Source organism: Arachnia propionica (assembly GCF_003932785.1).
GTDB lineage: Bacteria > Actinomycetota > Actinomycetes > Propionibacteriales > Propionibacteriaceae > Arachnia > Arachnia propionica_B.
Genome location: NZ_RQYT01000008.1, coordinates 1 through 25,983, shown reverse-complemented (window position 1 = coordinate 25,983; position 25,983 = coordinate 1). Strand labels below are relative to the sequence as shown.

Below are 25,983 nucleotides of genomic sequence, written 5' to 3'. Positions count from 1 at the left end.
ATCACAACCATGGGGCCCGGAGCAATCCGGGCCCCATGGCTTTTCATGGGCGTGGGGTGGAGGCTGAGGTTGCCTCCCACAACCGTCGATACGTGGCGCTCAAGGCAAGCAGATCGCCGTGGGTGCCGCTGGCCTCGACGGTGTGGTCGTTGAGCACCACGATCCGGTCCGCCCCTTGGATGGTGTTGAGCCGATGCGCAACCACCATCACCGTCCGTCCTTGCACCAGGCTTTCCAGGGCTCGCTGGATCTTCACCTCGGTTCGCGGATCCACGGCCGCGACGGCCTCATCGAGCAGGAGCACGGGAGCGTCCTTCACGAGGGCACGGGCGATCGCGAGTCGCTGACGTTGCCCACCGGACAGGTTGAGCCCACCCTCGCTCAAAGGCTCGTCGAGCCCCCTGGGTAGCCGCTCGACGAAGCCCCACGCCTGAGCTGCCTCCAGGGCAGCCAGCAGTCGCTCCTCCTCGACCTGCGCCCCGAGCGTGAGGTTTTCCCGCACCGTGGCGGGGAAGAGGTACACGTCCTGATGGACGGTGGTCACCAATCCGGCCAGGGCGTCCTCTCCCAGGTGACGCACGTCTGCTCCTCCGATGAGGACCTCGCCCTCCGTCGTGTCCCAGAAACGGGCCACCAAGTTGTTCACCGTCGTCTTCCCGGCACCGGAGGGCCCCACGAGCGCGGTGACCCGCCCCGGCGCGGCCTCGAAGGAGACGTCTGTGAGCACCGGGCGTCTCCCGTCGTAGGAGAAGCCGACCGAACGGAACTCCACGGCGCTGCCCGTTGCCGTTGCAACCGGGTTCTCGGGCATGGGATCGACGTCCCAGACCTCCGCGACCCGCTCCACGATGTGTTCCTGAAGGTGGCGGTAGTTGGCCAAGTCCATGAGTTCCTGGTAAGGCCGGTAGATGCTCAGGGCGATGACGAGCAGCAGCAGGGCCACGTCCTGCGGCAGGCTCTGCCCGACGGTGCGGAGGCATACGAACAGCACGAGCATCGCGAAACCCAACTCCAGGATGACGGAGGCCAGGGAACTGACGGGGCTGGTGCGGACGGCCATCGCCACACTGGCCCGCCGCAGTTCCTCAACCGTGGCCCGGTACCGGCCGATCTGCGGCGCATCCGGGTTCGCGCGCAACACCGCCGTCCCACGCACCAGCTCCAGCAGATCGGTCGTGGCCTGCGACCGGATCCGGGTGACCTCACCCATCACCCCCCGCTGCACCCGGTTGGCCAGGAACAACAGGAGGAAGAAGACCGGCAACCCGAGCAACGCGGCAACCGCCAGCTGCCAGTCGAGCAGGAACAGCACCACCGTCGCCACCAGGGGCTGGATCACCCCGACGATGAGTCGTGCGGGAAGGTTCGTGAAGTCGATCAGGGGTAGGTCGGAGGTGACCAGGGTGGCGGTGCGGCCGACGTCGAAACGGACGTAGCGCCCCATCGGGATGCGCCGCAGATGCGCCAGCACTCCGCGTCTCAGTGCCGCGATGGCGGCATTGGCAGTGGGCCACCAGGTGCTGGCCAGGCCAACCCCTGCCACCCAGCGGGCCAGGTACAGGGCCAGCAGGATCAGGCCGTACCGCCACCACGAGCTCGAATCGGGGCCATCACCGAGCACCTCGAGGAGCGCGAGGAGCAGGACGACGATCGGCGCGCTCGTGAGCATGCCGTCCAGGAGGATCCACCAGATGCCCCGCCGCCACAGGTCGCCCCTGCGCTCCCCCAGCATCGACAACCACTGTCGGATGGGACCCATGCGGGTCAAACCCGCCACGCGGGGAGCGGTCCCCGGGCGGCTCCTTGACTCGCTTCCCTGCCCGCGTCGCGGCGATGGAGGTGCGGCGGGGTGGGCGGCGGAGGCCTCACGGGCCTCGAGACGCCACCCCTGGGTGTGCTGGTAGGCCTCCCACAGTTCTGCATAGTCGGGGCAGCTGGTGAGCAGGTCCGCGTGCCGACCGAGGGCCAGCACCCGTCCCTCGTCGATGTAGGCGACACGGTCGTGGTCAACGATGGAACCGAGCCTGTGCGCGATGGTGACGACCGTCGCACTGCGTCGGAGCTCGGCGACGGCTTCACCGACGGCACGCTCACTCTCCGGGTCGAGGAAGGCGGTGGCCTCATCGAGCAGAACGACTCCGGCCCCCTTGAGCATGGCGCGGGCGATCGAGATCCGTTGCCGCTGCCCTCCGGAGAGGTTTCCGCCCCCTGAGGGAAGAACGGTGTCCCAGCCGTCGGCGAGGTTGGGGATGAAATCCGCGACCCTCGCACGTCGAGCGGCCTCGACCACCTCCTCGTCGGTGGCATCTGGGCGGGCCATGCGGATGTTGTTGAGCACCGTGTCAGCGAACAGGTGGTCATCCTGCTGCACATAGGCGACCCGCGTCATGAGTGTCACCGGGTCCATCTCCCTGAGATCCACCCCACCCAGCATCACCGCACCGGCGGTCGGGTCGTGGAACCGGGCCAGCAGGCCCATGAGCGTCGACTTCCCCCCTCCGGAGGGGCCGACGAGGGCGAGACTCCCTCCGGCAGGGACCGTGAGGTCGATGCCGCCGAGAACCTCCGGCCCCCCATCGCCGTAGGCGAACCGGACCCCACGACACTCGATCATGGTCCCCGTGGCAACCCGCGGTGTCGAGGGGCTGGTGAGATCGGGTTCCTTGAGGATCTGATCGATACCCCTCACACCCGCCTCGATCTGGTACTGCAGCACGGCCAGGCTGATCATCAGGTTCATCAGTGGCTGGGCGAAACCCGTACCGATGAGCAGGAAGAAGATGAGTGACGAGGAGGTGAGGGCACCGGCATGGAGGAGCCACAGACCCAGGGGGAGGAGAAAGAGCAGCGCATTCCCGACCAGCGCGGTGGAGGCCACGGCCTGCCACTTCCCTCGCGCCATCTTCGCGTCCTCCACGCGTTGGATCCCGGTGATCGCGGCATCCGTTGCGGCAAAACCGGTCCGCCCGGGCATGAAACCACGGATCTCCTTCATGCCACGCAGGAAGGAGATGACAGAAGTGTTGAGGTCGCTCTTGACCCGGGACTCCTCGGTCGCCATTCCCGAGGATCGTCTCACCCCCCACACGACGAGGGCAACGGCGAGGATGACGACGAACAGTGCGGCCAGGGCCATCGGCCAACTGATGACGAACATGACGACGATGCTGGCCAGCGGAACCGCGAGCGCCGCTGAGAGGTCGGGGATGGCATGGGAGAGCCCCAGTTCGAGTTGTTCGACATCGTCCTGGAGCACCTTGCGGAGGTGTCCAGAACTGTAGGACCGCACCCTGCCGAGGGGCATGCTGGTGATCTTCTCGGCGAGGGCCAGGCGCAGGTCGGCCAGGACACGATAGGCGGCGGCATGGGAGACGGCGTTCGCCAGTGCCTTGAGCATCACCTTGAGCACCACCGCCCCCGCCGCCCAGAACGCCAACACCACCAGGTGCCCCGAGTGCCCACTCCGTCGCACGAACAACTCGTCGGCCACGAGGAAGACGACGACATAGGGCACCAGCCCAGCCAGGGCCGCCGCAACGGCGAGGATCGAACTGAGGGCCAATCGGGCTCGTTGCACCCGCGCTGCCTCCACGACACTCCGTGCAGCTGCTCGATTCGTCGAACGAGCCATCGAGACACACCCTTCCCGTTGCTAGTAAGGCGAGGCTTGCCATAGTATCGCTAGAGCTTCGCCCCTTGTCGCCCCCTCCAGCAGGAGCCCTGATGTCGCCCTCTCCCTCAACCGAGGCAGCTCGCAGCGCCCTTCAACCCACTGCGGCAACAGGTCAGCTGATGGGGCGCACCAGACGACTCACACTCGTTGCCACCCTCTACAGCACACAGAACCTGTGTCTGGCGGCCTACAACTACACATTCCTCATCGCCGCCCAACGCGCCGGAATGTCGTTGGAGGTCCTGGGAGCGGCTGCCGGACTCGCCCTCATCATCGTCCTCAAGTTCCTGTGGGCACCCTTGGTCGATCGTTTCGGGTCCCGCCTCCTCGGCCATTACCGAGGCTGGCTGATCCTCTGCCACGTCGCGCTGACCCTCGGCGCCTTGGGCCTGGCCCTCCTGAGCCCGGCCCGCGACTTCGCCACCATTCTCACCGTCTTCGCGGTCATGTTCGTCTTCGCGGGCACTCAGGACGTCGCCGCCGATGCGACGACGACGCGACTCCTCGGGGCGACGGACCGTGGGATCGGCAATGGCGCGCAGGCCGCTGGGGCGAGTTTCGCCCAGGTGGTGGGCGGCGGCCTGCTCCTGATGATCTCGGGGACATTCGGATGGAGCGTCGCGATGGTGGTACTCGCCCTCCTCAGCGCCCTACCCTTGGCCCTGATCCTCAGTTGGCCGGAGAACCGGACCTCCGCCCACCTGGCGAAGCCCCATGTCACACCGCGGACCATCATCGCGTTCTTCCGGCGTCCGGGCGTGGCCATCTGGGCATTCGTCATCATGCCGCTGTACGTGGCTGGCGGCACCGTCTCGTACAACCTCCTGCGCCCCATGCTCACGGCAGCAGGCTGGCCCGAGGAGAGTCTGGCGGCGGTGATCGTGATCGGCGGCGGTGTCGCCGGAACCCTGAGCGGCCTGCTCGGGGGTTGGTTCATCGCTCGGCTGGGGCGCCGCCGTTCCCTGCTGTGGCTCGGTCTTGTTCAACTCGTCGGCACAGCAGCGACGATCTGGCTCAGCCTCGACCCCAGGTCCACCGTGACCGCTGTCGCCGTGACCGTGCTGTCCAACGCCGGTTTCGCCGCCGCCTCCGCGGTCACCCTGACAATCGCCATGGATCTGACCAGGCTCGAGAGCTCAGGAACCGACTTCACGACCCTCACGACCATCTCCGGCGTCATCATGGTCGTGGCCGGTGGAAGTGGCGTCGCCTTCGCGGGTTCCGCCGGATTCACCATCGTGAGCGTGGTGGCAACGGTACTGGCAGCCGCCGGCCTGGCCATCACCTACCTCATCGTCGACAAAACCCTCGCCCACACCAACCCAACCACTGCAGACGCCGTGTGAAGATCCACAGCTTCACTCCTCCGCGCTCACCCCGAGCCTCCCGTACCGGTCGCCCCGGGCGCGAATCCGGTCGAGTTCGGCGAGATCCTCCGCGCTGAGCCGGAGCTCCAGCGCCGTGAGGTTCTCCTTGAGGTGGCGGCGGCGTTTGGTGCCGGGGATCGGGACGACGTCGTCGCCGCGGGCCAGCACCCAGGCCAGTGCCACCTGACCGGGGGTGGCGTCGTGACGGGCCGAGACCTGCCGGATGACGTCCACGGTTCGGAGGTTCGCGGCGAGGTTCTCCTTGCGCCAGCGCGGCAGGATGCGGCGGTAGTCGAGGAGGGAAAGATTGGTCGTCGCCGCGGGCGACCCGGTCAGCATGCCCCGGCCGAGCGGTGAGTAGGTGACGATCCCGACCCCGAGCTCCCGGGCGACCGGCAGCACGTCGTCCTCCAGCAAGCGGGAGAACAGCGACCACTCCATCTGGACGGCTGCGACGGGGTGCACGGCGTGGGCGCGACGGAGCTGGTTCCCGGTGACCTCGCTGAGCCCGATGGCACGCACCTTGCCCGCGCGCACCCCGTCGGCCAGCGCACCGACGCTGTCCTCCAGCGGCACCTTCGGGTCGACCCGGTGCAGGTAGTACAGGTCGACCCGGTCGGTGCGCAGCCGTTTCAGTGACGCGTCGAGTCCCTTGCGGATGGACTCGGGGCGGCCGTCCAGGCCGACCGGCAGGCCGCCAAGGCTCCTGATGCCGGACTTCGTGGCGAGGACGATCTCGTCACGGAACGGCTCCAGCAAGGGGCCGATGAATGCCTCGTTACGGCCGCCGCCATACATCTGGGCGGTGTCGAACAGGGTGACGCCCGCGTCGACGGCGGCCTGCACCGTCGCTGCCGCCTCGGCCTTGTCAACGGGCCCGTAGGACATGGTCATGCCCATGCAGCCGAGCCCAATGGGGAAGGTCTCGATGCCTCCGATGCTTCGCCTCACTGCGTTATCCTCTCAATGCGAGTAATGACTCGCACCAACATACGAGCTTTTGCTCGCATCCACAAGGAGGAGCTGTGGCGACCCAACGTTCAGCCCGCGGCCTGGCCCGGATGGCCGCCATCGTCGAGGCCGCCGTCGTCGTGTTCGCCCGCGACGGAGTGGACCGGGCGACGACGAACGCCATCGCGGCCGAGGCGGGCATCTCCCCCGGCTCGCTGTACCAGTACTTCACCGACCGCACCGACATCCTGCGGGCCGTCGTCCACGACTACCTCACCCGCCTCAGCGAGGTCTACCAAGGGGTGTGGCCCACGATCAGCGCGGCCACTCCGCGTCGGGATCTGATCTCGACCCTCCTCCACCCACTGGCCGAGTTCAAGCGTGCCAACGCCACCTTCACCCTCATCTACGCACACCCGAATCTGCCGGCGTCGCTGCGCCAGGAGGTCGACGGCGTGAATCAGGCCTTCGCGGCCCGCCTCGTCACCCTCCTGGCCGAACGCAACCCCGACCTGCCAAGGGACGACCTCGAGCTTGCCGCCCGCCAGGCCAGCGCCGTCTTCCGCGGCAGCCTGCCGCTGCTCGGCACCGTCACGGGCGACGAGCACCGCGACACGCAGGAACTCTGCACGGTCATCGACGCCTATCTGGCCAGCCGGGGAATCGACTGAGCACTCACCATCCGCTTGGGAGCCCCGATCGCCCTCGGCCTCAAGCCCCGTGATGCGCCTCGAACCAAGGGCGGCGTGAACCCATCCCGGGTCCACGCCGCCGTCCCCTACAGGAGGGAAGAGGTCATCCGTCGATCGACGGCACGTCGACCCAGCTGCCCGAGGCCGCCGAGGCAGCGATGGCATCCTCGATCAGCGCGATCTGATAACCGTCAGCGAAGTTCGGACTCACCGTGCCGCCCTCCACAATCGCCTTGATGAAGTCGTGCGCCTCGATGATCTTCGTTTCCCCGTACCCGATTCCCAGGGCCGGGATCGGCCACAGGGCATCGCCGTAGGGGTGCGCCGGTCCGGTGTACACCGTGCGGAAGCCACGCCGATCCGAACCATCGCTGGCGAAGCACACCTGGAGTTCGTCGCGTCGCTCATAGTTGAAGTGGATGGAGCCCTCCGTCCCATGGATCTCGAGCGTGATGAAGTTGTTCCGGCCATACGCATTGCGAGTGGCCTCCACCGAACCGACGGCGCCGTCCGCGAACTTCAGCATCGTCATCACCTCATCGTCGACATCCACCTCAGCACGAGGTCCACCGCTGTTCTTGCTCGTCCCGAGAAGATCAGCGCCTTCGGCCTGGACCGGCCGATCCGCGATCCAGGTGTTCATGATCGCGTTGACGGAGGCAACCTCGCCCACCAGATAACGCGCCATGTCGATCACATGGGTGGCGATGTCCCCCAAGGCGCCGGAGCCTGCGATGGACTTCTGGAAGCGCCACGAAAGCGGCGAGTCGGGGTCAGCGCTCCAGTCCTGGAGGTAGGTCCCACGGAAACTGAGGATTCGGCCAATGGCCCCCTCCTCGATGTACTTCTTGGCCAACGCCACCGCCGGGGTGCGTCGATAGTTGAAGGCCACCATGTGCACGATTCCCGCGCCCTTGGCCGCTTCGTACATCGCCTTGGCCTCCTGGGAGGTCCGCGCCAAGGGTTTCTCACAGATGATGTGCTTGCCCGCCTGAGCAGCCGCGATGGCCGCCTCCGCGTGCAGATTGTTCGGAGTCGCGATGTCCACGACGTGAACGTCAGGATCCTCGACGATCTCGCGCCAGTCCGCGGTCGAGCGCTCGAACCCGAACCGCTTCGCCGCCACGGCTGCCAGATCGGCGTCGGCCTCGGCCACGATCCTGCGTACCGGAATGGCCGGCGCCGGCCAGAAGAACATCGGCATCGCGGCGTAGGCGAGCGAATGGGCCTTGCCCATGAACCCGCCGCCGATGAGTCCCACATTGATTTCCTGCATGTCTGTTACTCCTCGTCCCGATCGGTGTGTCAGTTGCACGGGATGCCGGCATCCGCCAGCACCTTCTCCAGGTAGTTCCTGCTGATGCGGGCAGCCTCTTGCGGGTCGCCGTCGTACTCGTCCAGCTCCACCATCAGCCAGCTGTCATAGCCCGCTTCGGCAATGGCCGAGACGATGTCAGGGAGATCCAGCACGCCCTCACCCAGGGGCAGGAAGTTGAAGGGTTCCGGCTGGAAATCCTTGAGATGCACGTGCTTGACCCGATCGGGGTACCTGCGGATGATCTCGGCCGGATCCCCGCCACCGGCAGCGAGGTGCGCGGTGTCCGGGCAGAAGGCGATCCGGCTTCGCTTCATGATGATCTCGAGTTCGTCCGGATTCTCGACGATGGTGCCGAGGTGTGGGTGATAGCTGGCCTCGAGGCCGTGTTCCTCAGCGATCTCGCAGACGGTGTCCAGCGAGCGTCCCAGCCGGTCATAGTCCTCGTCGGTGGTACCAGCGGCACGACGGGCGCCTCCCCCGACCACCAGCCGCTTCGCCCCGAACGTCGCGGCCAACTGCGCAGCCCGACGCACCCGGTGCAGCTCGTCCGGAAGGATGTCGGCGTAGATGAAGTTGGCGCCCGTGTACACGCTGACGAGTTCCAACCCAGAGGCTTGGAGCGCGTCGGTGAGGACGCGCGGCTCCCCTTCGAACTCGGCGACGTTCCCGTCGAACATCTCGACGCCCCGGTAGCCGACCTCTCCGATCTCCCGGACAGCTCGGAGGGTGTCCCCGTGAGCCAGGTAGAAGAGGTCCTTGACGCTGGTGACCCCGGCGGGATGACCCACCACGCCACCCCAGGTGATTGAGCAGTAGCCCAGTTTCATGTCGTTTCCTTTCCTGCTGTTCAGGCGACCATCAGTGGCCGCAGGGTCCGATGCGCAATACGCAGTCCCGTCTTGATCCTTGGTTCGGTGACCCCCCACACCGGGTCCTCGTGCTCCACGGAGAGCACGCCGTCGTATCCGTGCTCGTAAAGGGCATCCACGACACGGTTCCAGTCGACCTCGCCGAGCCCCGGAACTCGATACCGCCACCAACCCACATCCCAGGGGTCCTCACGGTCAACGGCGATGCCGGGCCAGCCGTAACGATCACGCTTCTCCGGGAAGAGTTGGATGTCCTTGGCTTGAGCGTGGGCGATCCGGTCCACGTAGGGGATCATCGCTGTCACCGGATCAATGCCCATCCACACCAGATGACTGGGATCGAAGTTGAGGTACAGCCCGAGGGAGAACATCCATTCCCACAACTCCGGCGAGTAGGCGAGGTTTCCCGGGTACCCGTCCGGGTGCCATCCCTCCATGACGCAGTTCTCGATGACAAGCTTCACCTGCCATTCCCCCGCGTGTTCGACGAGGGGTTTGAAGACCTCCTCGGCCTCTTTCAGGTTCTCCCGGACCGATTTGTTCCAGTCCCTTCCGATGAACGTGCCGACGGTGGGCACGCCCAGACGTGCAGCCGCATCCACACAGGCGAGAACATGCTGGTTGACCGCCCGTCGCTCAGCGGGATCGGGGTGGAGGTTGTTGTCGTAGTAGGCGATCGATGAGATGGTCAGTCGCCGGTCGGCCAGCAGGGTGGACACCTCTTCGGCCTGCTGGTCCCCGAAGCTCTCCGCGACGATGTGGGTGGCCGTGAATGGCCTCTGCCCCAGCGCGGGCCACGCCGCCACCTCGAGCGCCTCGAAGCCCTCGTCGGCCGCCCACGAGGCGATCTCCTCGAGGGAATGATCGGGCAGGCATGCAGTGAGGAAGCCCAGTTTCATGGGATCAGTTCCTTCCATGTTGAGTCGGCGGATGAGGCCACCACGGCCTCGGTGATTCGGGCGGCCCGAAGACCGTCCTCGAAAGTGGGCAGCCCGTCGGGATCTCCGCCCCGGAAGGCCTCGTACACGTCCGCGGTGAACGCACTGAAGGCGTCCTGGTAACCCTGCGGATGACCCGCCGGAAGCCGGGACAGCCTCCTGGCCTCCGGATGCTCGGTGAGGGGGTCCCGTGCCAGGATGTGGTTCTCCTCGCGCCTTCCGACCCACAGCCACTCGGGTGACTCCTGGTCGAAGGAGAAGGAGGCGTCCGTGCCATCGAAGGAGAACCACAGCCGGTTCTTGCGTCCCGGTGACACCTGGCTGACGACCAGCGCGCCCGAGGCACCCCCATCGGTCTCGAACATGACCACCGCCCCGTCCTCGGTCTCGGCTCGATCGTCGAACGCCTGAGCCGTGCGGGCGGAGAGGCGAAGGATCCGTTGCCCGGTGACGAACTCCATGAGGTCACACCAGTGGACACCGATGTCCCCGAACGCCCTCGACACTCCCCCGACGGCGGGGTCGACACGCCAGTTCGTGTCCTCGCTGCGGGACAGCCAGTCCTGCAGGTAGGACCCGTGAAGCATCCACAGCCGTCCGGCGTCACCCGCCGCGATCCGTGCGCGAACGTCGCGCACATGCGGATGGAACCTGTAGACGAAGGGGACCGCAGCCAGCACCCCCGCCTCACGTGCTTTCCGGGTGACCCGTTCGGCGTCCTCCACGGTGACCGCCAGCGGCTTCTCACAGATGACCGCCTTGCCGTTCGCAATGGCCAACTCCGCAAGGGCCGCATGGGTGAAGTTGGGCGTGCAGATGTGTACGACATCGACGTCGTCCGCGGCGATGAGTTCCTCAGCGGATGCCGCTGCCCTCTCCGCGCCGAGACGCCGGGCCGCTCTCTCGCCGGATTCCACAGACGCGTCTGCGATGCAGGTCAGCCTGCCTCCAGCGGCTCGAACGGCGTATGCGTGCACGCCTCCGATGAATCCGGCGCCGATAATGCCGGAACGGATGTTCTCAGTCATCATGGGTCACTTCTTCCGGGCCAGGGCGACAGCAAGGATGATGATGACGCCGCGGATCACCTGCTGCTGGCTCGAGTCGAGTCCAGCCAGGATCAGGCCGTTGTTGATGAGACCGATCAGCAGAGCACCCATCAAGGTGCCCACGATGGCTCCTGATCCACCGAAGAGGCTTGTCCCGCCGAGAATGACTGCAGCGATTGCGGACAACTCATCGCCAGCACCCCATTGGAAACGCCCGGACTGGAGCCGTCCGGCATAGAGCATTCCCGCCACAGCAGCAGCAAGACCGGAGATCAACAGGACCGAGAACTTGATCCGCTTGGTGTTGACGCCGGTGAACTCCGCTGCGGTTCGGTTTCCTCCCGTGGCCAACACCTGCCGTCCGAACCTGGTGCGGTTGAGGACGACCGCACCCACCGTCACCGCGAGGAGCATCCAGATCATCAACCCGGGGATCGGGCCGATGTCCCCACCTCCGAAGATCGTGTTGAAGGTGTCGTCAAGGATGGGCTGCGGGGCAGACGCTGTGATCCACTGGGCGATGCCGAAAGCGATACCCAGCATGCCCAGGGTCACGAGGAAGGAGGGGATTCCCAGGAGACTGACCAGGGCACCATTCGTGGCTCCCACCACAGCCCCAACCGCCAAGCCGGCGATGATCCCCGGGATCAACCCGTAGGAGGCGATGGTCATGGCACTGACCACACTCGACAGACCCGCTATGGAGCCGACGCTCAGGTCGATCTCAGCACAGGCGATGACAAAGGTCATTCCCACTGCGATGACGGATATCGTGGCAGTTTGCCGGAAGATGTTGAGGAGATTGTTCTGGGAAAGAAACCCTGAATCCCCCAAGGTTATGGCAAAGAAGAGGAACACCACGAGGAATGCCACGTAGATGATGTAACGGCGCCACTCCAGGGCGGCCAGCCCCCTTCCCAGCGTGGACATCTTGTCCACCACGGGGGCTCCAGCAGCTGAATGAGACATGGTTCAGGCTCCTAGCACAGCAAGTTGAAGGCTCTCTTCATCCAGAATGTCGGAACGATCGAGCTCCTTGACGATCCGACCGTCACGCAGGATCAGCACGCGGTCGCTGACCGCAAGAAGTTCTGGATACTCGGACGAGATGACGATGACCCCCCGCCCGGAATCCGCCAGCCGGCGGATGATGTCGATGATTTCTGATTTGGTTCCGATGTCCACACCGGCGGTGGGTTCATCCATGATGAGCACGTTGGGTTCGGTGCCCAACCACTTGGCGATCACCACTTTCTGCTGATTGCCTCCGGAGAGCGTCCGCACAGGCTGGGCAGGGTCGGCAACCTTCACCGAGAACCGAGATATGAGCTCCTCTGCGAGCCGTTTTCCTGAGGCCGGGTTCAGAAGGAGACCGTTACGCACTCGGTCGAGAAGGGGCAGGAGGATGTTCTCACGAACCGAGTGATCCAACACCAGCCCTTGCTCCCGTCTGTCCTCCGGGATGAGAGCCATGCCGGCAGCCACCGCCGCCCGAGGGGTCCGAATCTGGGCCACTTCCCCCTCGATGCGGATCTCGCCGGCCTCGGGAGGATCGACACCGAACAGACACCGCGCCAGTTCAGTACGCCCGCTACCCATCAAACCCACCAGCCCGAGGATCTCTCCACGACGCAGCCGGAAGGACACCCCATTGACCCGGGTGCCCGCATGGAGGTCGACAGCTTCCAGGAGGACGTCATCCCGTGCGATCCGCTCCCGCGCCTGGTACTCCAGGACGCCCTCGACGCGTCGCCCCACGATCCCTTCGACGATGTCCTCAGGGGTCACACGGTCCAGGGACTCCGTCAGGATTCGCCTCCCATCCCGGAGGATGGTGATCCGATCAGCGATGCGGTAGACCTCATCCATACGATGGGAGATATAGATGGTCGAGATCCCCTGCTTCTTGAGACGCTCCATCAGCCCGAAGAGCGCCTCGACCTCATGCTTGGCGAGACTGGCCGTGGGCTCATCCATGATGAGAACCCGAGCATTCTGAGCAAGAGCCTTGGCAATCTCCGTCAGCTGCCACAAGGCAGTTGGCAGGGTCTCGATGATCGCTCTCGGATCGACGTCCACCCCCATGTCCTCAAAGACTGCTGCGGCTCGCCGACACGCCTCCTTGTCGTTGATCAACCCCATCGACCCCGTGGGCTCCACGGTGAGATACATGTTCTGAGCAACGCTCAGACTCGGAACCAGACTGAACTCCTGGAAAACCATGCCGATTCCGGCTGAGCGGGCGTCGTGGATCGAATTCAGCTCGACAGGGCTCCCCTCGATCTCGATCCGACCGGCATCTCTTTGATAAACCCCTTGAAGGATTTTCATCAGCGTCGACTTGCCAGCTCCATTACCGCCGGCCAGCGCATGAACCTCACCAGGCCGGACCTCGAAGTCGACATCAACCAGAACCGGGATGCCATCAAAGGCCTTTCCGATGCCGCACATCTGCACGATCGGAGGAACATTGGCAAGGTCTGTCTCACTACTCGGACTGCATGTCATTGCATCCTGCTTTCTGGGGAGAACAAGTTGGCTGATTACGCTGAACTCACTGTTCGAAGGCACCGGCCAAGTCGCTTGGGGCATCCTTGTGGTACACCTGTTTCCAGGCATCCAACACGTTTCCGTGTTCCACGGGAAGGGCCGCCAGAGCAACATACGAGGGCAGCTCCTTGCCCAGGAGGGCTCCTGCCGCGAGGCGGGCCTCGGTGACGCCCTGGTCGTAAGGACGTTGGGCACCGAGCCCGACGACCAACTCACTCTTGGCCAGCCCGATGCCGACGTTCTTCCCGAGGTCCTGGGTCGCGATCTTGAGATCCTTGCGACCCGAGGCCCGTGCCGCTGCCATCACACCTTCGGCAGGCACATCCCAGACGGCCCAGATGCCCGCCAGATCGGGATACCTGTTCAACATGGCGTTGGCGGCGGCCTGGGCATCACCTGCGAAGTCAGGACCTGCGATGCCCTGCTCCGCCACGATTTCGACGTCGGGATAGTCTGCCTTGATCGTCGCGGTGAATCCTTCGTAACGCTGCTTGGTGACGAAGAAGTCGGCCTCGTGGTGGATCACACCGATCTTCCCCTTCCCGCCAAGAGCCTTGGCCATGAGGTGGGCGGAGACGACACCGTTTCCATAGTTGTCCGCCGACACCACCGACACATAGTCACGCCCGGCCTCAAGACCCTCGGGCGAGTTGTCCATGAAGACGAGCTTGACGCCTGCGTCGGCGGCCTTCCTGTAGGCCGACGCCGTCGCCACCGGATCCGTGGGGATGGACACGATGATGTCAGGCGACTTGCTGAGGACGGTCTCGATGTCAGAGACCTGCTTGTCAGGCTTGAAGTTCGCGTCGGTCACGGCGACGACCTCGATCCCGAGCCTCTCGAACTCGGCACGCAGGCCATCCACCTGGGCATTGGACCAGTCGTTGCCGCCGTAGTGCATGACAATGGCGGCCGTGGCCCCCAAGGACTTGACCTGGGCAATCTCGTCATCGCTGAGATCGGCCACCTCAGCCGCGGCTGGCTCCTCGCCATGCGGCCCTTTGCTGAGGACGGTGCCCTCGAGCTTCTTGAGCGCGGCATCCACCCGCGCATCGACCTCCGCGTTCGAGGTGGACGTGGTTGCTCCCTTCGTGGAGCATCCGGACACCAGTAGCGCAGCCGCTGTGATCATCGCGAGGGGACGAATGATGGGACTGATCAACCTAAGCATGTGACTCCTTTGGCTAGCTTCGGTTTATTTCTGCTCATCTTATGTACCTGAAGGACAAAAGTCAACTGTTGGTAGACTCTACGCCGTGCTACGAGAGTGAGTCGCAACGAGGGCCCTCCTGGCGAACGACCTGAAAGGTGAGCGTGATGGACCAGAAGCCCCTAGTCAGCACCGTGTCCGAGCAGACACGGACCCTGGCGGACGTACTGCACCTTGTTCGTCTGGGAAGCGCCAGGACCCGCCCGGAAATCAGTCGGCAGTCGGGACTGGCCCGCAACGTCGTGGCCGACCGGGTGGACCACCTCATCCAGGCAGGACTCCTGGCCGAAGGTGAACTTGGCGCCTCCACCGGTGGACGTGCCCCTCGGGAACTCCGTTTCAGGGCCGATGCAGGGCACATACTGGTGGCGGAGATCGGAGCCACGATGTGCGAGGTCGGCGTCGCCGACCTTTCCGGCCACCTGGTCTCCACGATGGAGGCCCCTGTCGATGTCAAGGAGGGCCCCGACCTCACCCTTGACCATGTCAGTTCACTCCTGGACGGCCTCCTGAAGAACCTGTCCGACGTCTCCGTCTGGGGCGTGGGCATCGGAATCCCAGGGCCTGTCGAGTGGGCGACTGGCAAGCCGGTGGCCCCACCGATCATGCCGGGTTGGGACGGCTTCGATGTCCGGGGCTTCTTCGAGTCCCGCTACCGATGCGCCGTGTGGGTCGACAACGACGTCAACGCCATGGCCACCGGCGAGGTCCGTGCAGGGGTGGCTCAGGGCCACCAGGACATCATCTACGTCAAGGTCGGCACAGGCATCGGCTCCGGCCTGTTCTCGAGGGGGCAGATACACAGAGGGGCACAGGGCGCGGCGGGAGACATCGGCCACCTTGCCGTGGGCACCCGGACCGACGTCGTCTGCCGATGCGGCAACACCGGCTGCCTTGAGGCCCTTGCAGGGGGCGCAGCTCTGGTCCGGGATGCCAAGGACCTCGCCCAGGATCAACGCAGCACTCACCTGCGAAGCGCACTCGAGGCTGAACGGCCTCTCGACGTGGCCCTCATCGTCGAGGCCGCACTGTTCGGCGATCCGGTCGCCATCGACATGCTGTCCCAATCCGCTCTCGTGGTCGGAGAAGCACTCGCAGGCATGGTGAGCATGTTCAACCCATCCGTGATCGTCGTCGGCGGTCGGGTGGGTCGCTCATTGGACCTGTACCTGGCAACCATTCGCAGGGCAGTGCTGGCACGCTCCCTCCCCTTGGCCACCCGCTCGCTCCTCATCATCACGTCACCGCTCGGGGACCGGGCCGGCTTGATCGGCCTGGCATTCACCGTCATCGACGAGCTGTTGTCCCCGGAGATGCTGTCCCAGTGGCTCGAGGAGGGCACCCCCACCGCCCTCAAGGACTGGACGCAGGAGGGCTGACGGGCCGCCTCACGCAACACCACGCCGGATACGCGCCTCACTCACGCTCCCCCAGGGCGGTCACGATGAATCGGCCAACCTTCACCGAGACGCCGAGCCGAGCAGCAACTCCAAGCGCGAGGTGGTCGTCACGGCCCCGACGTCGTGGAGCCGGGGCAGGACCTCCGTAACGTCATCGACGCCTACCCGACCAGCAGGGGGGGTCGACTGAACCCAGTAGTTTTGCATACGGATACCGTCGATCTAGCGGCATTTCTGCTGAGGCACACGGCAGGAGCTCACAGAGGCTCTCTCGGCCTCGACGTGTTCCTCCCACCCTCCAGGACTGGATCAATGAAGCTCGCCACGACCTTGATCTGGTCATCGAGACTCGCCTCGCAGACCGCTTCAAGTTTCATCTTGCGGCGCCAGGCCGCCCATTTCGCCTGACCAACGAAACCGTACCCTTCGAGACGTTCGGACACACGCCCCAGAGGAACGCGCCGGAACTGAGCCACAGTCGCGATGGCCACACGCAGCACAGTCGCATCGAAGCCCTGCCGACACAGGCCCACGATGTCAACGTAATCACGCCACCGGGTGCTCGTGACACCGCGCTCGAAAACAGTCACCACCTTCTCAGCGATGATCCCCTCAATCGCGTAGCCGAGCACCGTGAAGGAATCCCCCAGAAGGCGTTGGATCGCCACCACCTGAGGCGGCGGCTCAATGGGGCCCCCCGTGGAAACATCCCACACGACATTCCCGCGCCACGATCCAACCGTCACTCCCAAACGAACCCTGAATCCCGGATAGGTTGAGCCCTCGCGGATCTCACACACTTGGAAGGAGTCCACATCGAAATCCACGCCGTCTTCCGACGACACCGTGGCCACGTCGCGGACCACCTGGGCCAGATGGTCCGGGGTCACGGTGGCGTTGACGGCGTTGACATCCACGTCCTTGGTCGGGCGCCGAACGCCGTAGGCCCCAAGCAATGTCCCACCCTTGAGAACGAATCCTTCCCCATGCACGGTACGACCAAGGCGTTCAAGGAACGACTCAAGAGCGTGCCGAATGAGGTATTCCTGAGTTGGTGCAGCGCGACCCGACCTGGAGGCATCCGAGCGGGCTTTCGCCTGCAGGCGGAGGAACACCTCGTCCCCCCGTATCATGTCAATACCTCCAACGCCCGTAGAACAGGAGTTCTTGCTCGCGGCAACTGCTCAGCGATATCCATCAGAGCCGCCGGTCGGCCACCACGCCGCAACCATTCCTTGAGTGCCTCTCGCCCTGACTCGTACCCTACCTGCCCACGCAGCCGAAAGCAGTCGACGATGCACCGTTCCGGGGTATAGATACCTATCGACAGATCACTTCCCGGAATCGCCATGTCCACCCGCCCCACGGCGTAACTGTCCGCATCAAAGAGATGCCAGTCGATGGCCGCATCGGTTGCCGGGACCCGAGCACCGCGAGGGATCGCCACATCGAGGCTGTCAGGCAAGACATCACTGAGTTCGTGATGGACGAGCGCAGATGTGAGACACACTGTCGCCTGCGGACGCCGCACGACCGCCTCGACGAGTTCCCAGTCCACAGCAGCATCAGCCGGGAGATAGATTCCGCGCGCGATCCGGACATATTCACCCGCCTTGGCAGCGCGGTACAGGGCGCTGCGGGACAGGCCAGCCTCAGCAGCAGTCGATGGAGTCGTCACGGATTCCTCTCCCTCCCTCGCGAGACTTAACGTATACAGATAGTACTACCTGCTCACGTTTCGTTCCACCCTTACCTGAGATTCGAACCTCACTCACGCTCCCCCAGGGCGGTCACGATGAGTCGGGCGACCTTCACCGCCTTCGAGCTGCCCTTGCGGGATGCCAGCGCGACGACGTGCGGCAGCTCGACCCGCACCTTCGTCGGCACCTCCGGGAGGAAGCGCAGCAACGTCTCGAGGATCAGCCCGGCGCCGCTCGGCGGACGTTCCTGGGCGGCGACGCTCTCCACCAGCGCCACCAGGGCAGGCCAGGCCAGCGCCAACCCCGTCGCCTCCGCCAGTGCGACGAGCAGGGCCACCTGACGCTGATGAGAGCCCAGGCGCAGCTCGTCGACCCAACCGCACCGCCACGGCTCCGCAAGATCTTCCGGGGCAAGCCGCCCCTCGTCCCAGGCGGCACACAGGGCCCCGGCGATCCGGTCCCGGTGGGCCGGGGTCACGTGATCGACGGCGGCCACGACAGCCAGGGCCGCCACCGGCCCGCACCGGAATGCCGAGCCGAGCAGCAGTTCCAGGTGCGAGGTGGTCGTCGCGGCCCCGACGTCGGGGAGCCGGGTCAGCACCTCAGCGGCCGGGCGCGAGGGGTGGGCGGGCAGGAAGCCCATCACCGCGGCATGCTCCCCGCGCTCCCCGGGCCGGGGGCGGAACCGGCGGCTCCACGAGCTGCCGTTGCCCACCAGCTCCGCGACCCTCGGCTCCTCACCCTCGAGCTCGAAGCCCTGCACCCCCAGCACGGCCTCCCTGAATCCCAGCTGCGCGGGAGCCACCGGGTGCTGCCACACCGCCAGCACTTCCTTCAGAGGGAGGCCCGCCTCCCCCACCGAGGCCTGCGGAAGCTCGGCCCAATCGCCGGCACCGTCGATCCGGGCGAGGGCAACGAGGAGGTCGGTCGCCAGCAGTGGTCGCCCGACCTCGACGAATCGCGCCACCCGTCGCCGGAACTCCTCCCACACCACCCGGTTCCCGGCGTGGGTCGGTGTGGACAACAGACAGGGAACCTCCCCGATCGCCTCCAACGCCTCACGGGCGCGCCAGCCCACGAACTCAGTGAGCGGAGCCCGCTCCACCCACATCCGGAACTCGCCGGTTTGGACCTCGTGGCGGACGCTGGCGAGCTGGTCGGCCAGGATGCTGGGGTGGCAGCACTCCTGTCGGCAGCCCTCACCGTCGGGATCGTCGTCGAAGTTCGACGCGCCGTGGCGGTCATTCAGGATTGGCCACCGCAGCTCCTGGTCCTGCACCTGCTCGGATGCCGTCTCGAGGAGTTCCCCCAACCGGGCCCACACCGCCTCGCGTCCCTGCTCCCAGCCGATGGCGACGAGCCCGGCCAGGAGCTGCTCGTGGCGGAGCGGATCGTCCTCGCGGGGTTCGGCGAGGAGGTCCTTCAGCTCGGCCCACAGCTCCGGCTCCCCGAGCGGAACCACCGGTGCCATCCCGACGACCCCCGTCGGCTCCCGCCACAGCCCGAGCCTCGCCGTCGCGGCATGGCTCCAGCGCTCCAACAGCTTCGCCGCCCGGCTGGCCACGGTGGAGTCCGCGTCGTGGGCGGCGGCCGCAACCACCTCCAGCAGCTCGGCCGACGGCGCCCCCACCCGATCAAGCGCCTTGATCACGGCCCGCTTCGGAGGTTTCTGCGGCCGGGCCAGCACCTCGGCAGCCAGCGCGCCGAGCTGGACGTCGTCGAGGTCGAGCTGGGGCAGCTGCTCGACGACACGGGCGATGATCGCCACGTCGGCACCGGGCAGGGCGGGCAGCCACAGGTCGGGCCGCCCCCACAGCAGCGGCAGGAGCCCCAGCCCCTCCGCCCAGATGAGTGCCGTGCGCTGCGGACCACGCGCGTCCCCGCGAGCGATGACCTCGATCAGCGCCCGCAGCAGCGCCTCGTCGTCGACTGGTTCCGCGGCACGGAGCGCCGCCATGCCCTCCCGCAGCCGGGAGAGGAACCCGGAGGCGTCGGCGTCTCGCCAACCGAGCCCATCCGGCACGGCACAGGCCGCGATGAAGTGTTCCTGCCAGCGTCGGCCGGGTTTCGGGGTCACGTCGCCGAAGTGCCATTCCTGCCAGAACCCGGGATGGCTCGGCAGGGGCAGGTCGTGGGCGAGGATCAGCTCGTCGAGCAGCAGGACGTGGAACCAGTCGACGTCACGACGCGGCAGCCTCCCCTCCAGACCTCGCGCCCAGTCGGGGCCCCGGGCGGTGAACCGTTCCAGGACGAACCGCCAGTGCTCGGGGTCGTCCATGAGGTACCCGAGCAGCCCCTCACGGATGATCCTGACGACCTGGGCCGGGCTCGCCCCGAGGTCGGCGGCCAGCACCATGAGCACGGCGGGAGGCAGCTCACCGAGGAGACTCGGCAGCGCCTTACTGAGCCCCTTGGCCGCGGCCCGGCGGTCGTCGTCGGAGAGCTCGCGGAGGCCTTGGAGAACCCTCCCCACGTCGTCGCCGAGGAGGCGGAACTGCTCCGGGGTCCACGTCGCTGCGGTTGTCATCGAAACTCCGTGTGTTGCATGCTCCCTCGAAGCATAGCCAAGCAACCAAGGTTGACAATCACCGCTTAGCAACGTAAGTTGACAGCCATGGAGTCGAACGAGCTGACTGGCGCTGCGAGCGACACCGCCCACCCCGAGGAGGGACTCCGGGCCGTGGCCTCCCTGCGCCTGCTCGTCGAGTCGCTGGAGTTCCAACAGGTCGAGGCGGCCCTGCGTGCCGGGCTCAGCTGGGCCCAGATCGGCGACCTGCTCGGGGTCAGCCGCCAAGCCGTCCACAAGAAGTACAACAAGCGGATCGACCCGTCGATCACCGTCCCGAGGAGGCGACGCGCATGAAGTTCCTACGTGTCATGAAGTGGTTCCGGGAGATCAGTGTCCTGGCCGAGGATGAGCAGCGCCGGTGGCGGCACCCGGAGATCGACGTCGAGCACCTCCTGCTGGCGTTGGTCGGCATCGGCGGACCGGTCAGCCACGCCCTGGCACAGCGGGGAGTCACCCTCGACGCGGCCCGCGAGGCCTGCGAGACCACCCATCGGCAGCGCGTCGCCCGGCTCGGGGTGACGCTGCCCCCCAGCGAGACGGCGCCGAGAATTCCGGACGACCCGGGCCGCGGCGAGTTCCGCTACCGGCACGGTGTGCGTCCCATGCTGGAGCGGGCCGCGACCGCCCCGCGGCCGGACGTCGCCCTCTTCTCGGCCCTGCTGAAGGAACCCTCCGGGCGCATCTCGGAGGTGCTGTCAGCCCTCGACCTCGACCCCGAGAGCCTGAAGTTCGGCGACGCAGAACAGCCCCCACCGGAGGCCCGGTTCACCTATCGACGTTTCGTCGCGGCACCCCCGGAGCAGGTGTGGGCGTTGCTGTCGGACCCGAAGCGGTGGCTCGAATGGAACGATCTCACCCATGCCCGGGCCGAGGTCGACAGCTCCGGTACGGTCCACGCCTCCCCACGTGGAAAAGCGGACACCGGGACCGAGCACACCCTTCGCGTGACGGAGCCATCACGCTCCCTCACCTGGGAGACCGCCTTCGTACGGAACGGGAAGCGGGTCAGCCAACGCATGGGGATCGACGTCGCCCCTCAGCAGTCGGGCAGCGACGTGGTCCTGACCCTCGGGCAGGCCGAGCGGGAGGGCGGCTGGGGGCTGCGAGGCTGGCTGATGCGCCCCCTCGCCCGCCTCCTCGCTCCGCTCCTCGTCCGAGAACACCTGCGGGCCCGGGCGGACAACATCTCCCGAGCCCTGCGGCCCAGCGCCCACCCCACCGTCGGTCACGAATCGCGGGGAAAAACCCACCCTTCCACGGCTGAGGATCGCCGAGGGTGATCCAGGCGACCAGGACCCACGACCATGGGGCAGAGCGTGCTCGACGCCTCACCCAACCGCAGCATCGCCGACCCGGCGGCGGGGCTGATACTGCATCGGGAGGTCAAGCGGGCCTTCCTGCTGCCGAGAGCTGAGCCCCTCCCGAGGCTCGTCTCGCAACTCGGTTCCACCAGCGCTGACAGGAACAGCTTCACGAGGAGAACAACACCTACAGATCCGCGAACATCGTCCTGGCGATGTCCCACGAGATCTCCGCCCGGTCCTCGAACCCCTGCTCCCGGAACCACATCGCGTCACCGATGCTGCGCACCAGACACCAACGAATGACGGCAGACGACTCCAGCTCGGCAACCTCAGCGAACCGTTCCAGCCGTCGCCGCACCGCGACCCTCGTCCCGCCACCACCCCGGATCTCGCTCCAGCGGTTGCGAAGCAGCGGAACCACCTCGTACGCGGCGTCCCCCTTGAGCGGCTTCGGGTCGATGACGACCCACGTGTCGTCACCACGACCAAGGATGTTGCCGTAGTGGTAATCCCCGTGCAGCAGCCAGGACTCCGACGCCAAACCGGCCAGCTCCCCACACAGGTCGACAGCCGAGGACAGGAGCCGTTCCGGGCATGGTTGCCCGAGGCGCCGCCACTCCTTGCGGAACTCAGCGCCCCACCGGGCAGCGATGTCACCGATACCGGTGAGCTCAGGGGGCGCAGGAACACGCAGTGCACGAAGAAGCTCGGCGGCGATGTCGAGCGCCTCCTGGACCGGCACGTCCAGCAGGACTCGGCGCTCATCCAACCGCTCCAGCAACATGGCGCCGAGTTCCTCGTCAGCACGGAGCAACGCGACCGCCCCACGTCCGGCCCACGCGCGCAGGGCGACGGGTTCGAGCCGGGTCTCGTCGTCAACCCAGCTCACCTTCAACACACAGCGACGACCGTCCTCACCAACAACCGGCACGACGACGGCGCACATCCCACACCACGGCGAACCTGTCCGGCGAAGGCGCCAACGGTCGAGCAGTTCCCCGATGACCTGCGGCAAGGATTCCAACCACTCCCGGGCAGCCTCGCCCTCCCTGTCCAGGATCATGGCCGAGAAATCAGCTGGGACCTGCATCAGTGGGAACCTCACTCCGGGCGATCGACGGCACGCATCGCCATTCTGCCCGAGTGACGTGGTGGGGAAGGCGCTCAGCACTGACACCGCCCGGACCACAAGGTGTTGGAGGGTGCACGGGTAGGGGATACGGTGGCCGCGTGGCAGGCCGGATGACGAGGAGCACACTGGAGGGTGCGTTCGAGGAGGACCACGCTGCCAGGGGTCACCGGGGCGACCGCAGTGGACACGCTTGTCCGCGTGCCCTCTCAGGACCTCGACACACTCCATCCCGGCGTCAGGCGCATGGCCGCCCGGTAGCTCGCCGCCCAGAGTCGTTCCAGCGGCCCCTGGCCGAGGAACCGTCGCCAGAGGTGGGCGAAGACCAGCAGGATCAGGGCCACCAGCAGGAAGCAGGACACGATGGTTCCCGCCCCGAAGGAGGCCGGGAACCGGCCGTCGAGGTTGAGCGCCCAGTCGCTGAACAGGAACATGCACACCACGTTCTGGCCCACGTAACAGCTGAGCGCCATCCGCCCCACGTCCTCCAGGCGACGACCCGCCCAGCCCGGTTCCCGGGTCAGGTAGAACTGCCCTGCGGCAGCCGCGATCCCCAAAGCCACGAACACCGGCAGCAGGTAGCGGTGGCTCAGCTGCGGGGCGAAGGGCAGCGGGGTGACGACGGGGGCCACCGTCAGGAACAGATCGAGGGCGAACACCACGGCCCCGATCCACATGAGCCAACGCCTCATCCTGGCCCCCTCCGGGCGGAACAGGCCACGTCGGAGCAGGTACGCCCCGAGCAGGAAGGTCGCGAAGGTCATCGGAAGAATCATCAACGCCTCCATGCGGTTGTAGAGCAGATTCGTGGCCCGCTCCACCACCCCGTCCCACCAGGTGGCCGGGACGTCCCTCCCCGCATCCTCCTCGGATCCGAAGATCGCCTCGATGATGTCCCGGCGGAAGTAGTTCAGGAAGTCATAGGTCACGACGATGGCCAGATGGATGGAGGTCGCCACGACCCACACCACACGCTGGGTTCGCGGGCTGGTCAGCAGCAGGTAGGCGACGATCACGCCGGTCAGCGAGTAGGACATCAGCACGTCGAACTGGAAGACCAGCACGTAATGGAGCACCCCGTCCAGGAACAGCAACACCCCGCGCCAGATGTAGACCTGGGGCCAGCGCCTGCCGCGACTTCGCGCCGAGTCGTGCTGGATCAACAGCCCCATCCCGAACATCAAGGTGAGCAGGGCCAGGAACTTCCCATTGCTGAGCTGCCTCAGCACCGCCCGCAGCGGGTCCACCGTGACCATCTCCACGTTCTCGGCGAACAGGACGTCGTCCCCGGGCAGCGCCACCCAGACGAAGATGTTGCTGGCCAGGGTGCCGAGGATCGCGATCCCCCGGAGCACGTCCAAAACCCTGATCCGCTCCTGGGCCGTCGCTGTCGTCTGCTGCATGGGCTGGCTGTCCTTTCGTCAGGAATCCATCCCAGCAGCGACGACGCAGGCACACAGTCCTCGAGGAGCGACAAAAGCAGTTGTCAGAAACCGACCACTGTCGTCAGATGATGACAGGGCTCGGGTACCCGCACACGGCACTGGGACTCGAGCGGAGTGGAGATCCCACCAGGCCTCGAGCTGGACTGCTCGACCAACGGGGCAACTACATCAGCCCGCCCTCGTAAGCCATCACCACCAGCTGGGCGCGATCCCTGGCCCCCAGCTTGCCGAGCAGCCGCCCGACGTAGGTGCGGGCCGTCGCCTGGGTGACGTTGAGCCCCGCCGCCAGCTCGTTGTTGGACAGGCCCTGCGCGACGAGCCGGAGCGCCTCGCGCTCCCGGAGGGTCAGCCCGGCGATCCGCTCGGCCGCTGCCGGATCGCGCGGCGCCATCCGACCGAGGAGTCGTCGTGTGACCTCGGGGGCGAGCAACGCATTCCCGGCATGGACCACTCGGATGGCATGCAGGATCTCCACCGGCGGGCTGTTCTTCAGCAGGAACCCCGCCACCCCGGCCCCGAGTGCCGCCTGGACGTACTCATCCAGGTCGAACACCGTGAGCATGATGATCCGTGGCCCCTGCGGCAGGGCCTCCAGCCGGCGGGCCACCTCCAGGCCGTCCATGCCCGGCATCTGCACATCCACCAGCAGCACATCCGGCCGTTCCTCCCGCGCCAGCACCAGGGCGGCTGCACCGTCAGCGGCCTCCCCGACGACCACCATGCCGGGATCGCTGTCCACCAGCATCCGCATCGCCCCGCGCAGGGCCGCCTCATCATCCACCAGCCCGACCCGAATCCTCAGGCTCATCCCTGCCTCCTCGTCGGGATGTGGGCCACCACCTGGAACCCCGACCCAGCGTTGCCGAAGCTCACCCTCCCGCCGCACTGCTCGACGCGCTCCCGAATCCCCGTGATGCCATGCCCCGGCCGCAGCTCCGTCACACCGTCGCCATCATCGACGACCCGAATGCTGATCCCCTCCGGCACCTGCTCCAGGGCAACCAAGCAGCACCGGGCGCGGGCATGGCGCACGACATTGGTCAGGGCCTCCTGGATGAGCCGCTGCACGGTGAGGAGGACGGCGTTCGGCAGCAGTTGCTCGGCCACCTCGTCCTCGTCCTCGAGGACGACTGCCACACCCGTTGCCCTCACCCGACCCATCGCCTGCTCGAGCGCTGGCCCCAACGTGCCAGCGGCAGCGGCGCCGTCGGCATCCAGAATCTCCCGAAGCTGCCTCAATCCCTCCCGGGAATCCTGCTCGATCTCCCCGAGCAGACCCAGCAGCGCCTCCTCGGACTGACCATCCACCTGCACCGCGACCCCGGCCCGCACCCCGATGGTGCTGAGCGAGTGGGACAGCACGTCGTGGATCTCCCGCCTGATCCGCAACCGCTCCGCCAGCTCCGCCTCACGTGCGGCCTGCTCCGCCAAGGAACGTGACCTCACCCCCAGTTCCCACGAGCCAACCAGCACCAGGACCGCGAGCATGAGGTCGTCGGAGGCGAACCACAGATACACATCCCCCCAGCGCACGGTCCAGGCCGGGAAGCGGTGCGGCGCCTGGAGCATGTGGATGGTCTGTGCCACGCACAGCAGCAGCCCCGCGACGCATCCGGCGACGACCCAACGTGACATGCTGCGTTGGCCTCGACGCTCGGCCACCGCCGCGAAGCACAGGCCGAACAGCACCCCGACATCGGAGGACAGCCACAGCACCCCGGCCAGGAGGGTGGCGGTCAGGGCGACGACGAAGCACGGGATCGGGAAACGTCGCCGCAGCAGGGTGGCGACGGCGGCCGCTGCGGCGAGGAGCACCCCG

At 66.4% G+C, this 25,983-nt stretch carries 21 protein-coding genes; 5 read left to right on the top strand and 16 right to left on the bottom strand.

Annotated elements, in window-relative coordinates; genetic code table 11:
* Positions 1–43 precede the first annotated feature (43 nt).
* Positions 44–3,562 (bottom strand): ABC transporter ATP-binding protein, encoded by a 3,519-nt coding sequence (locus tag EII35_RS05345; protein WP_221739684.1) that lies wholly within the window; start codon positions 3,560–3,562, stop codon positions 44–46.
* Between the two features lie 230 nt (positions 3,563–3,792).
* On the opposite strand from EII35_RS05345, the gene EII35_RS05340 reads away from it, so the two are divergent.
* Positions 3,793–5,019: an MFS transporter gene (locus EII35_RS05340; RefSeq protein ID WP_185744182.1), complete on the top strand. Its 1,227-nt coding sequence runs from the start codon at positions 3,793–3,795 to the stop codon at positions 5,017–5,019.
* A gap of 12 nt (positions 5,020–5,031) precedes the next feature.
* Here the strand turns inward: EII35_RS05340 and EII35_RS05335 are convergent, their stop codons facing one another.
* The gene (locus EII35_RS05335) at positions 5,032–5,991 is read right to left on the bottom strand and encodes an aldo/keto reductase (RefSeq protein WP_260465021.1); all 960 of its coding nucleotides are present in this window, start codon (positions 5,989–5,991) and stop codon (positions 5,032–5,034) included.
* A 74-nt stretch (positions 5,992–6,065) separates the two neighbouring features.
* On the opposite strand from EII35_RS05335, the gene EII35_RS05330 reads away from it, so the two are divergent.
* Positions 6,066–6,662: a TetR/AcrR family transcriptional regulator gene (locus EII35_RS05330; RefSeq protein WP_185744181.1), complete on the top strand. Its 597-nt coding sequence runs from the start codon at positions 6,066–6,068 to the stop codon at positions 6,660–6,662.
* 124 nt (positions 6,663–6,786) lie between these two features.
* Here EII35_RS05330 and EII35_RS05325 read toward each other — a convergent pair whose 3' ends face one another.
* The 7 genes from EII35_RS05325 to EII35_RS05295 form a co-directional block, all read right to left on the bottom strand.
* Positions 6,787–7,959 (bottom strand): levoglucosan dehydrogenase, encoded by a 1,173-nt coding sequence (locus tag EII35_RS05325; RefSeq protein WP_125227429.1) that lies wholly within the window; start codon positions 7,957–7,959, stop codon positions 6,787–6,789.
* Positions 7,960–7,988: 29 nt separating this feature from the next.
* Entirely contained in the window at positions 7,989–8,828 is an 840-nt protein-coding gene (locus tag EII35_RS05320) for a sugar phosphate isomerase/epimerase family protein (protein ID WP_125227428.1), read from the bottom strand.
* Between the two features lie 20 nt (positions 8,829–8,848).
* The gene (locus tag EII35_RS05315; protein ID WP_125227427.1) at positions 8,849–9,769 is read right to left on the bottom strand and encodes a sugar phosphate isomerase/epimerase family protein; all 921 of its coding nucleotides are present in this window, start codon (positions 9,767–9,769) and stop codon (positions 8,849–8,851) included.
* A complete protein-coding gene (locus tag EII35_RS05310; RefSeq protein ID WP_221739683.1) occupies positions 9,766–10,839 on the bottom strand; it encodes a Gfo/Idh/MocA family protein in 1,074 nt (357 codons plus the stop codon). Before EII35_RS05310 ends, EII35_RS05315 begins: the two co-directional genes overlap by 4 nt.
* A 3-nt stretch (positions 10,840–10,842) precedes the next feature.
* Positions 10,843–11,826, bottom strand: coding sequence for an ABC transporter permease (locus tag EII35_RS05305; protein WP_125227426.1), 984 nt, complete (start codon positions 11,824–11,826; stop codon positions 10,843–10,845).
* 3 nt (positions 11,827–11,829) lie between these two features.
* Positions 11,830–13,308: a sugar ABC transporter ATP-binding protein gene (locus tag EII35_RS05300; protein ID WP_125227425.1), complete on the bottom strand. Its 1,479-nt coding sequence runs from the start codon at positions 13,306–13,308 to the stop codon at positions 11,830–11,832.
* Positions 13,309–13,411: 103 nt separating this feature from the next.
* Positions 13,412–14,578, bottom strand: a complete 1,167-nt coding sequence (locus tag EII35_RS05295) for a substrate-binding domain-containing protein (protein ID WP_125227424.1) — start codon at positions 14,576–14,578, stop codon at positions 13,412–13,414.
* Between the two features lie 146 nt (positions 14,579–14,724).
* Here EII35_RS05295 and EII35_RS05290 point away from each other — a divergent pair, with 146 nt between their 5' ends.
* On the top strand, positions 14,725–15,996 hold the full coding sequence (locus EII35_RS05290) for an ROK family protein (RefSeq protein ID WP_125227423.1): 1,272 nt from the start codon (positions 14,725–14,727) through the stop codon (positions 15,994–15,996).
* Between the two features lie 278 nt (positions 15,997–16,274).
* On the opposite strand, the gene EII35_RS05285 is transcribed toward EII35_RS05290, so the two are convergent.
* From EII35_RS05285 to EII35_RS05275, 3 genes are all read right to left on the bottom strand, one after another.
* Positions 16,275–17,132: a nucleotidyl transferase AbiEii/AbiGii toxin family protein gene (locus tag EII35_RS05285; protein ID WP_260465020.1), complete on the bottom strand. Its 858-nt coding sequence runs from the start codon at positions 17,130–17,132 to the stop codon at positions 16,275–16,277.
* A 14-nt stretch (positions 17,133–17,146) separates the two neighbouring features.
* Positions 17,147–17,695, bottom strand: a complete 549-nt coding sequence (locus tag EII35_RS05280; RefSeq protein ID WP_221739682.1) for a type IV toxin-antitoxin system AbiEi family antitoxin domain-containing protein — start codon at positions 17,693–17,695, stop codon at positions 17,147–17,149.
* Between the two features lie 89 nt (positions 17,696–17,784).
* Entirely contained in the window at positions 17,785–20,244 is a 2,460-nt protein-coding gene (locus tag EII35_RS05275) for a hypothetical protein (RefSeq protein ID WP_125227421.1), read from the bottom strand.
* A gap of 87 nt (positions 20,245–20,331) precedes the next feature.
* On the opposite strand from EII35_RS05275, the gene EII35_RS05270 reads away from it, so the two are divergent.
* Positions 20,332–20,580, top strand: a complete 249-nt coding sequence (locus EII35_RS05270; RefSeq protein WP_125227420.1) for a hypothetical protein — start codon at positions 20,332–20,334, stop codon at positions 20,578–20,580.
* Complete coding sequence (locus EII35_RS05265) at positions 20,577–21,566, top strand: SRPBCC family protein (protein ID WP_125227419.1); 990 nt, start codon at positions 20,577–20,579, stop codon at positions 21,564–21,566. The genes EII35_RS05270 and EII35_RS05265 overlap by 4 nt, the downstream gene beginning before the upstream one ends.
* 208 nt (positions 21,567–21,774) lie before the next feature.
* Here EII35_RS05265 and EII35_RS05260 read toward each other — a convergent pair whose 3' ends face one another.
* From EII35_RS05260 to EII35_RS05245, 4 genes are all read right to left on the bottom strand, one after another.
* A complete protein-coding gene (locus EII35_RS05260) occupies positions 21,775–22,680 on the bottom strand; it encodes an aminoglycoside phosphotransferase family protein (RefSeq protein ID WP_185744180.1) in 906 nt (301 codons plus the stop codon).
* A gap of 248 nt (positions 22,681–22,928) precedes the next feature.
* Positions 22,929–24,122, bottom strand: coding sequence for a DUF418 domain-containing protein (locus EII35_RS05255; RefSeq protein ID WP_125227417.1), 1,194 nt, complete (start codon positions 24,120–24,122; stop codon positions 22,929–22,931).
* A gap of 205 nt (positions 24,123–24,327) precedes the next feature.
* Positions 24,328–24,972: a response regulator gene (locus EII35_RS05250; protein ID WP_125227416.1), complete on the bottom strand. Its 645-nt coding sequence runs from the start codon at positions 24,970–24,972 to the stop codon at positions 24,328–24,330.
* Positions 24,969–25,983 (bottom strand): sensor histidine kinase (locus EII35_RS05245; RefSeq protein ID WP_125227415.1); only part of this gene is annotated, 1,015 nt, incomplete at its 5' end. The genes EII35_RS05250 and EII35_RS05245, both read right to left, overlap by 4 nt.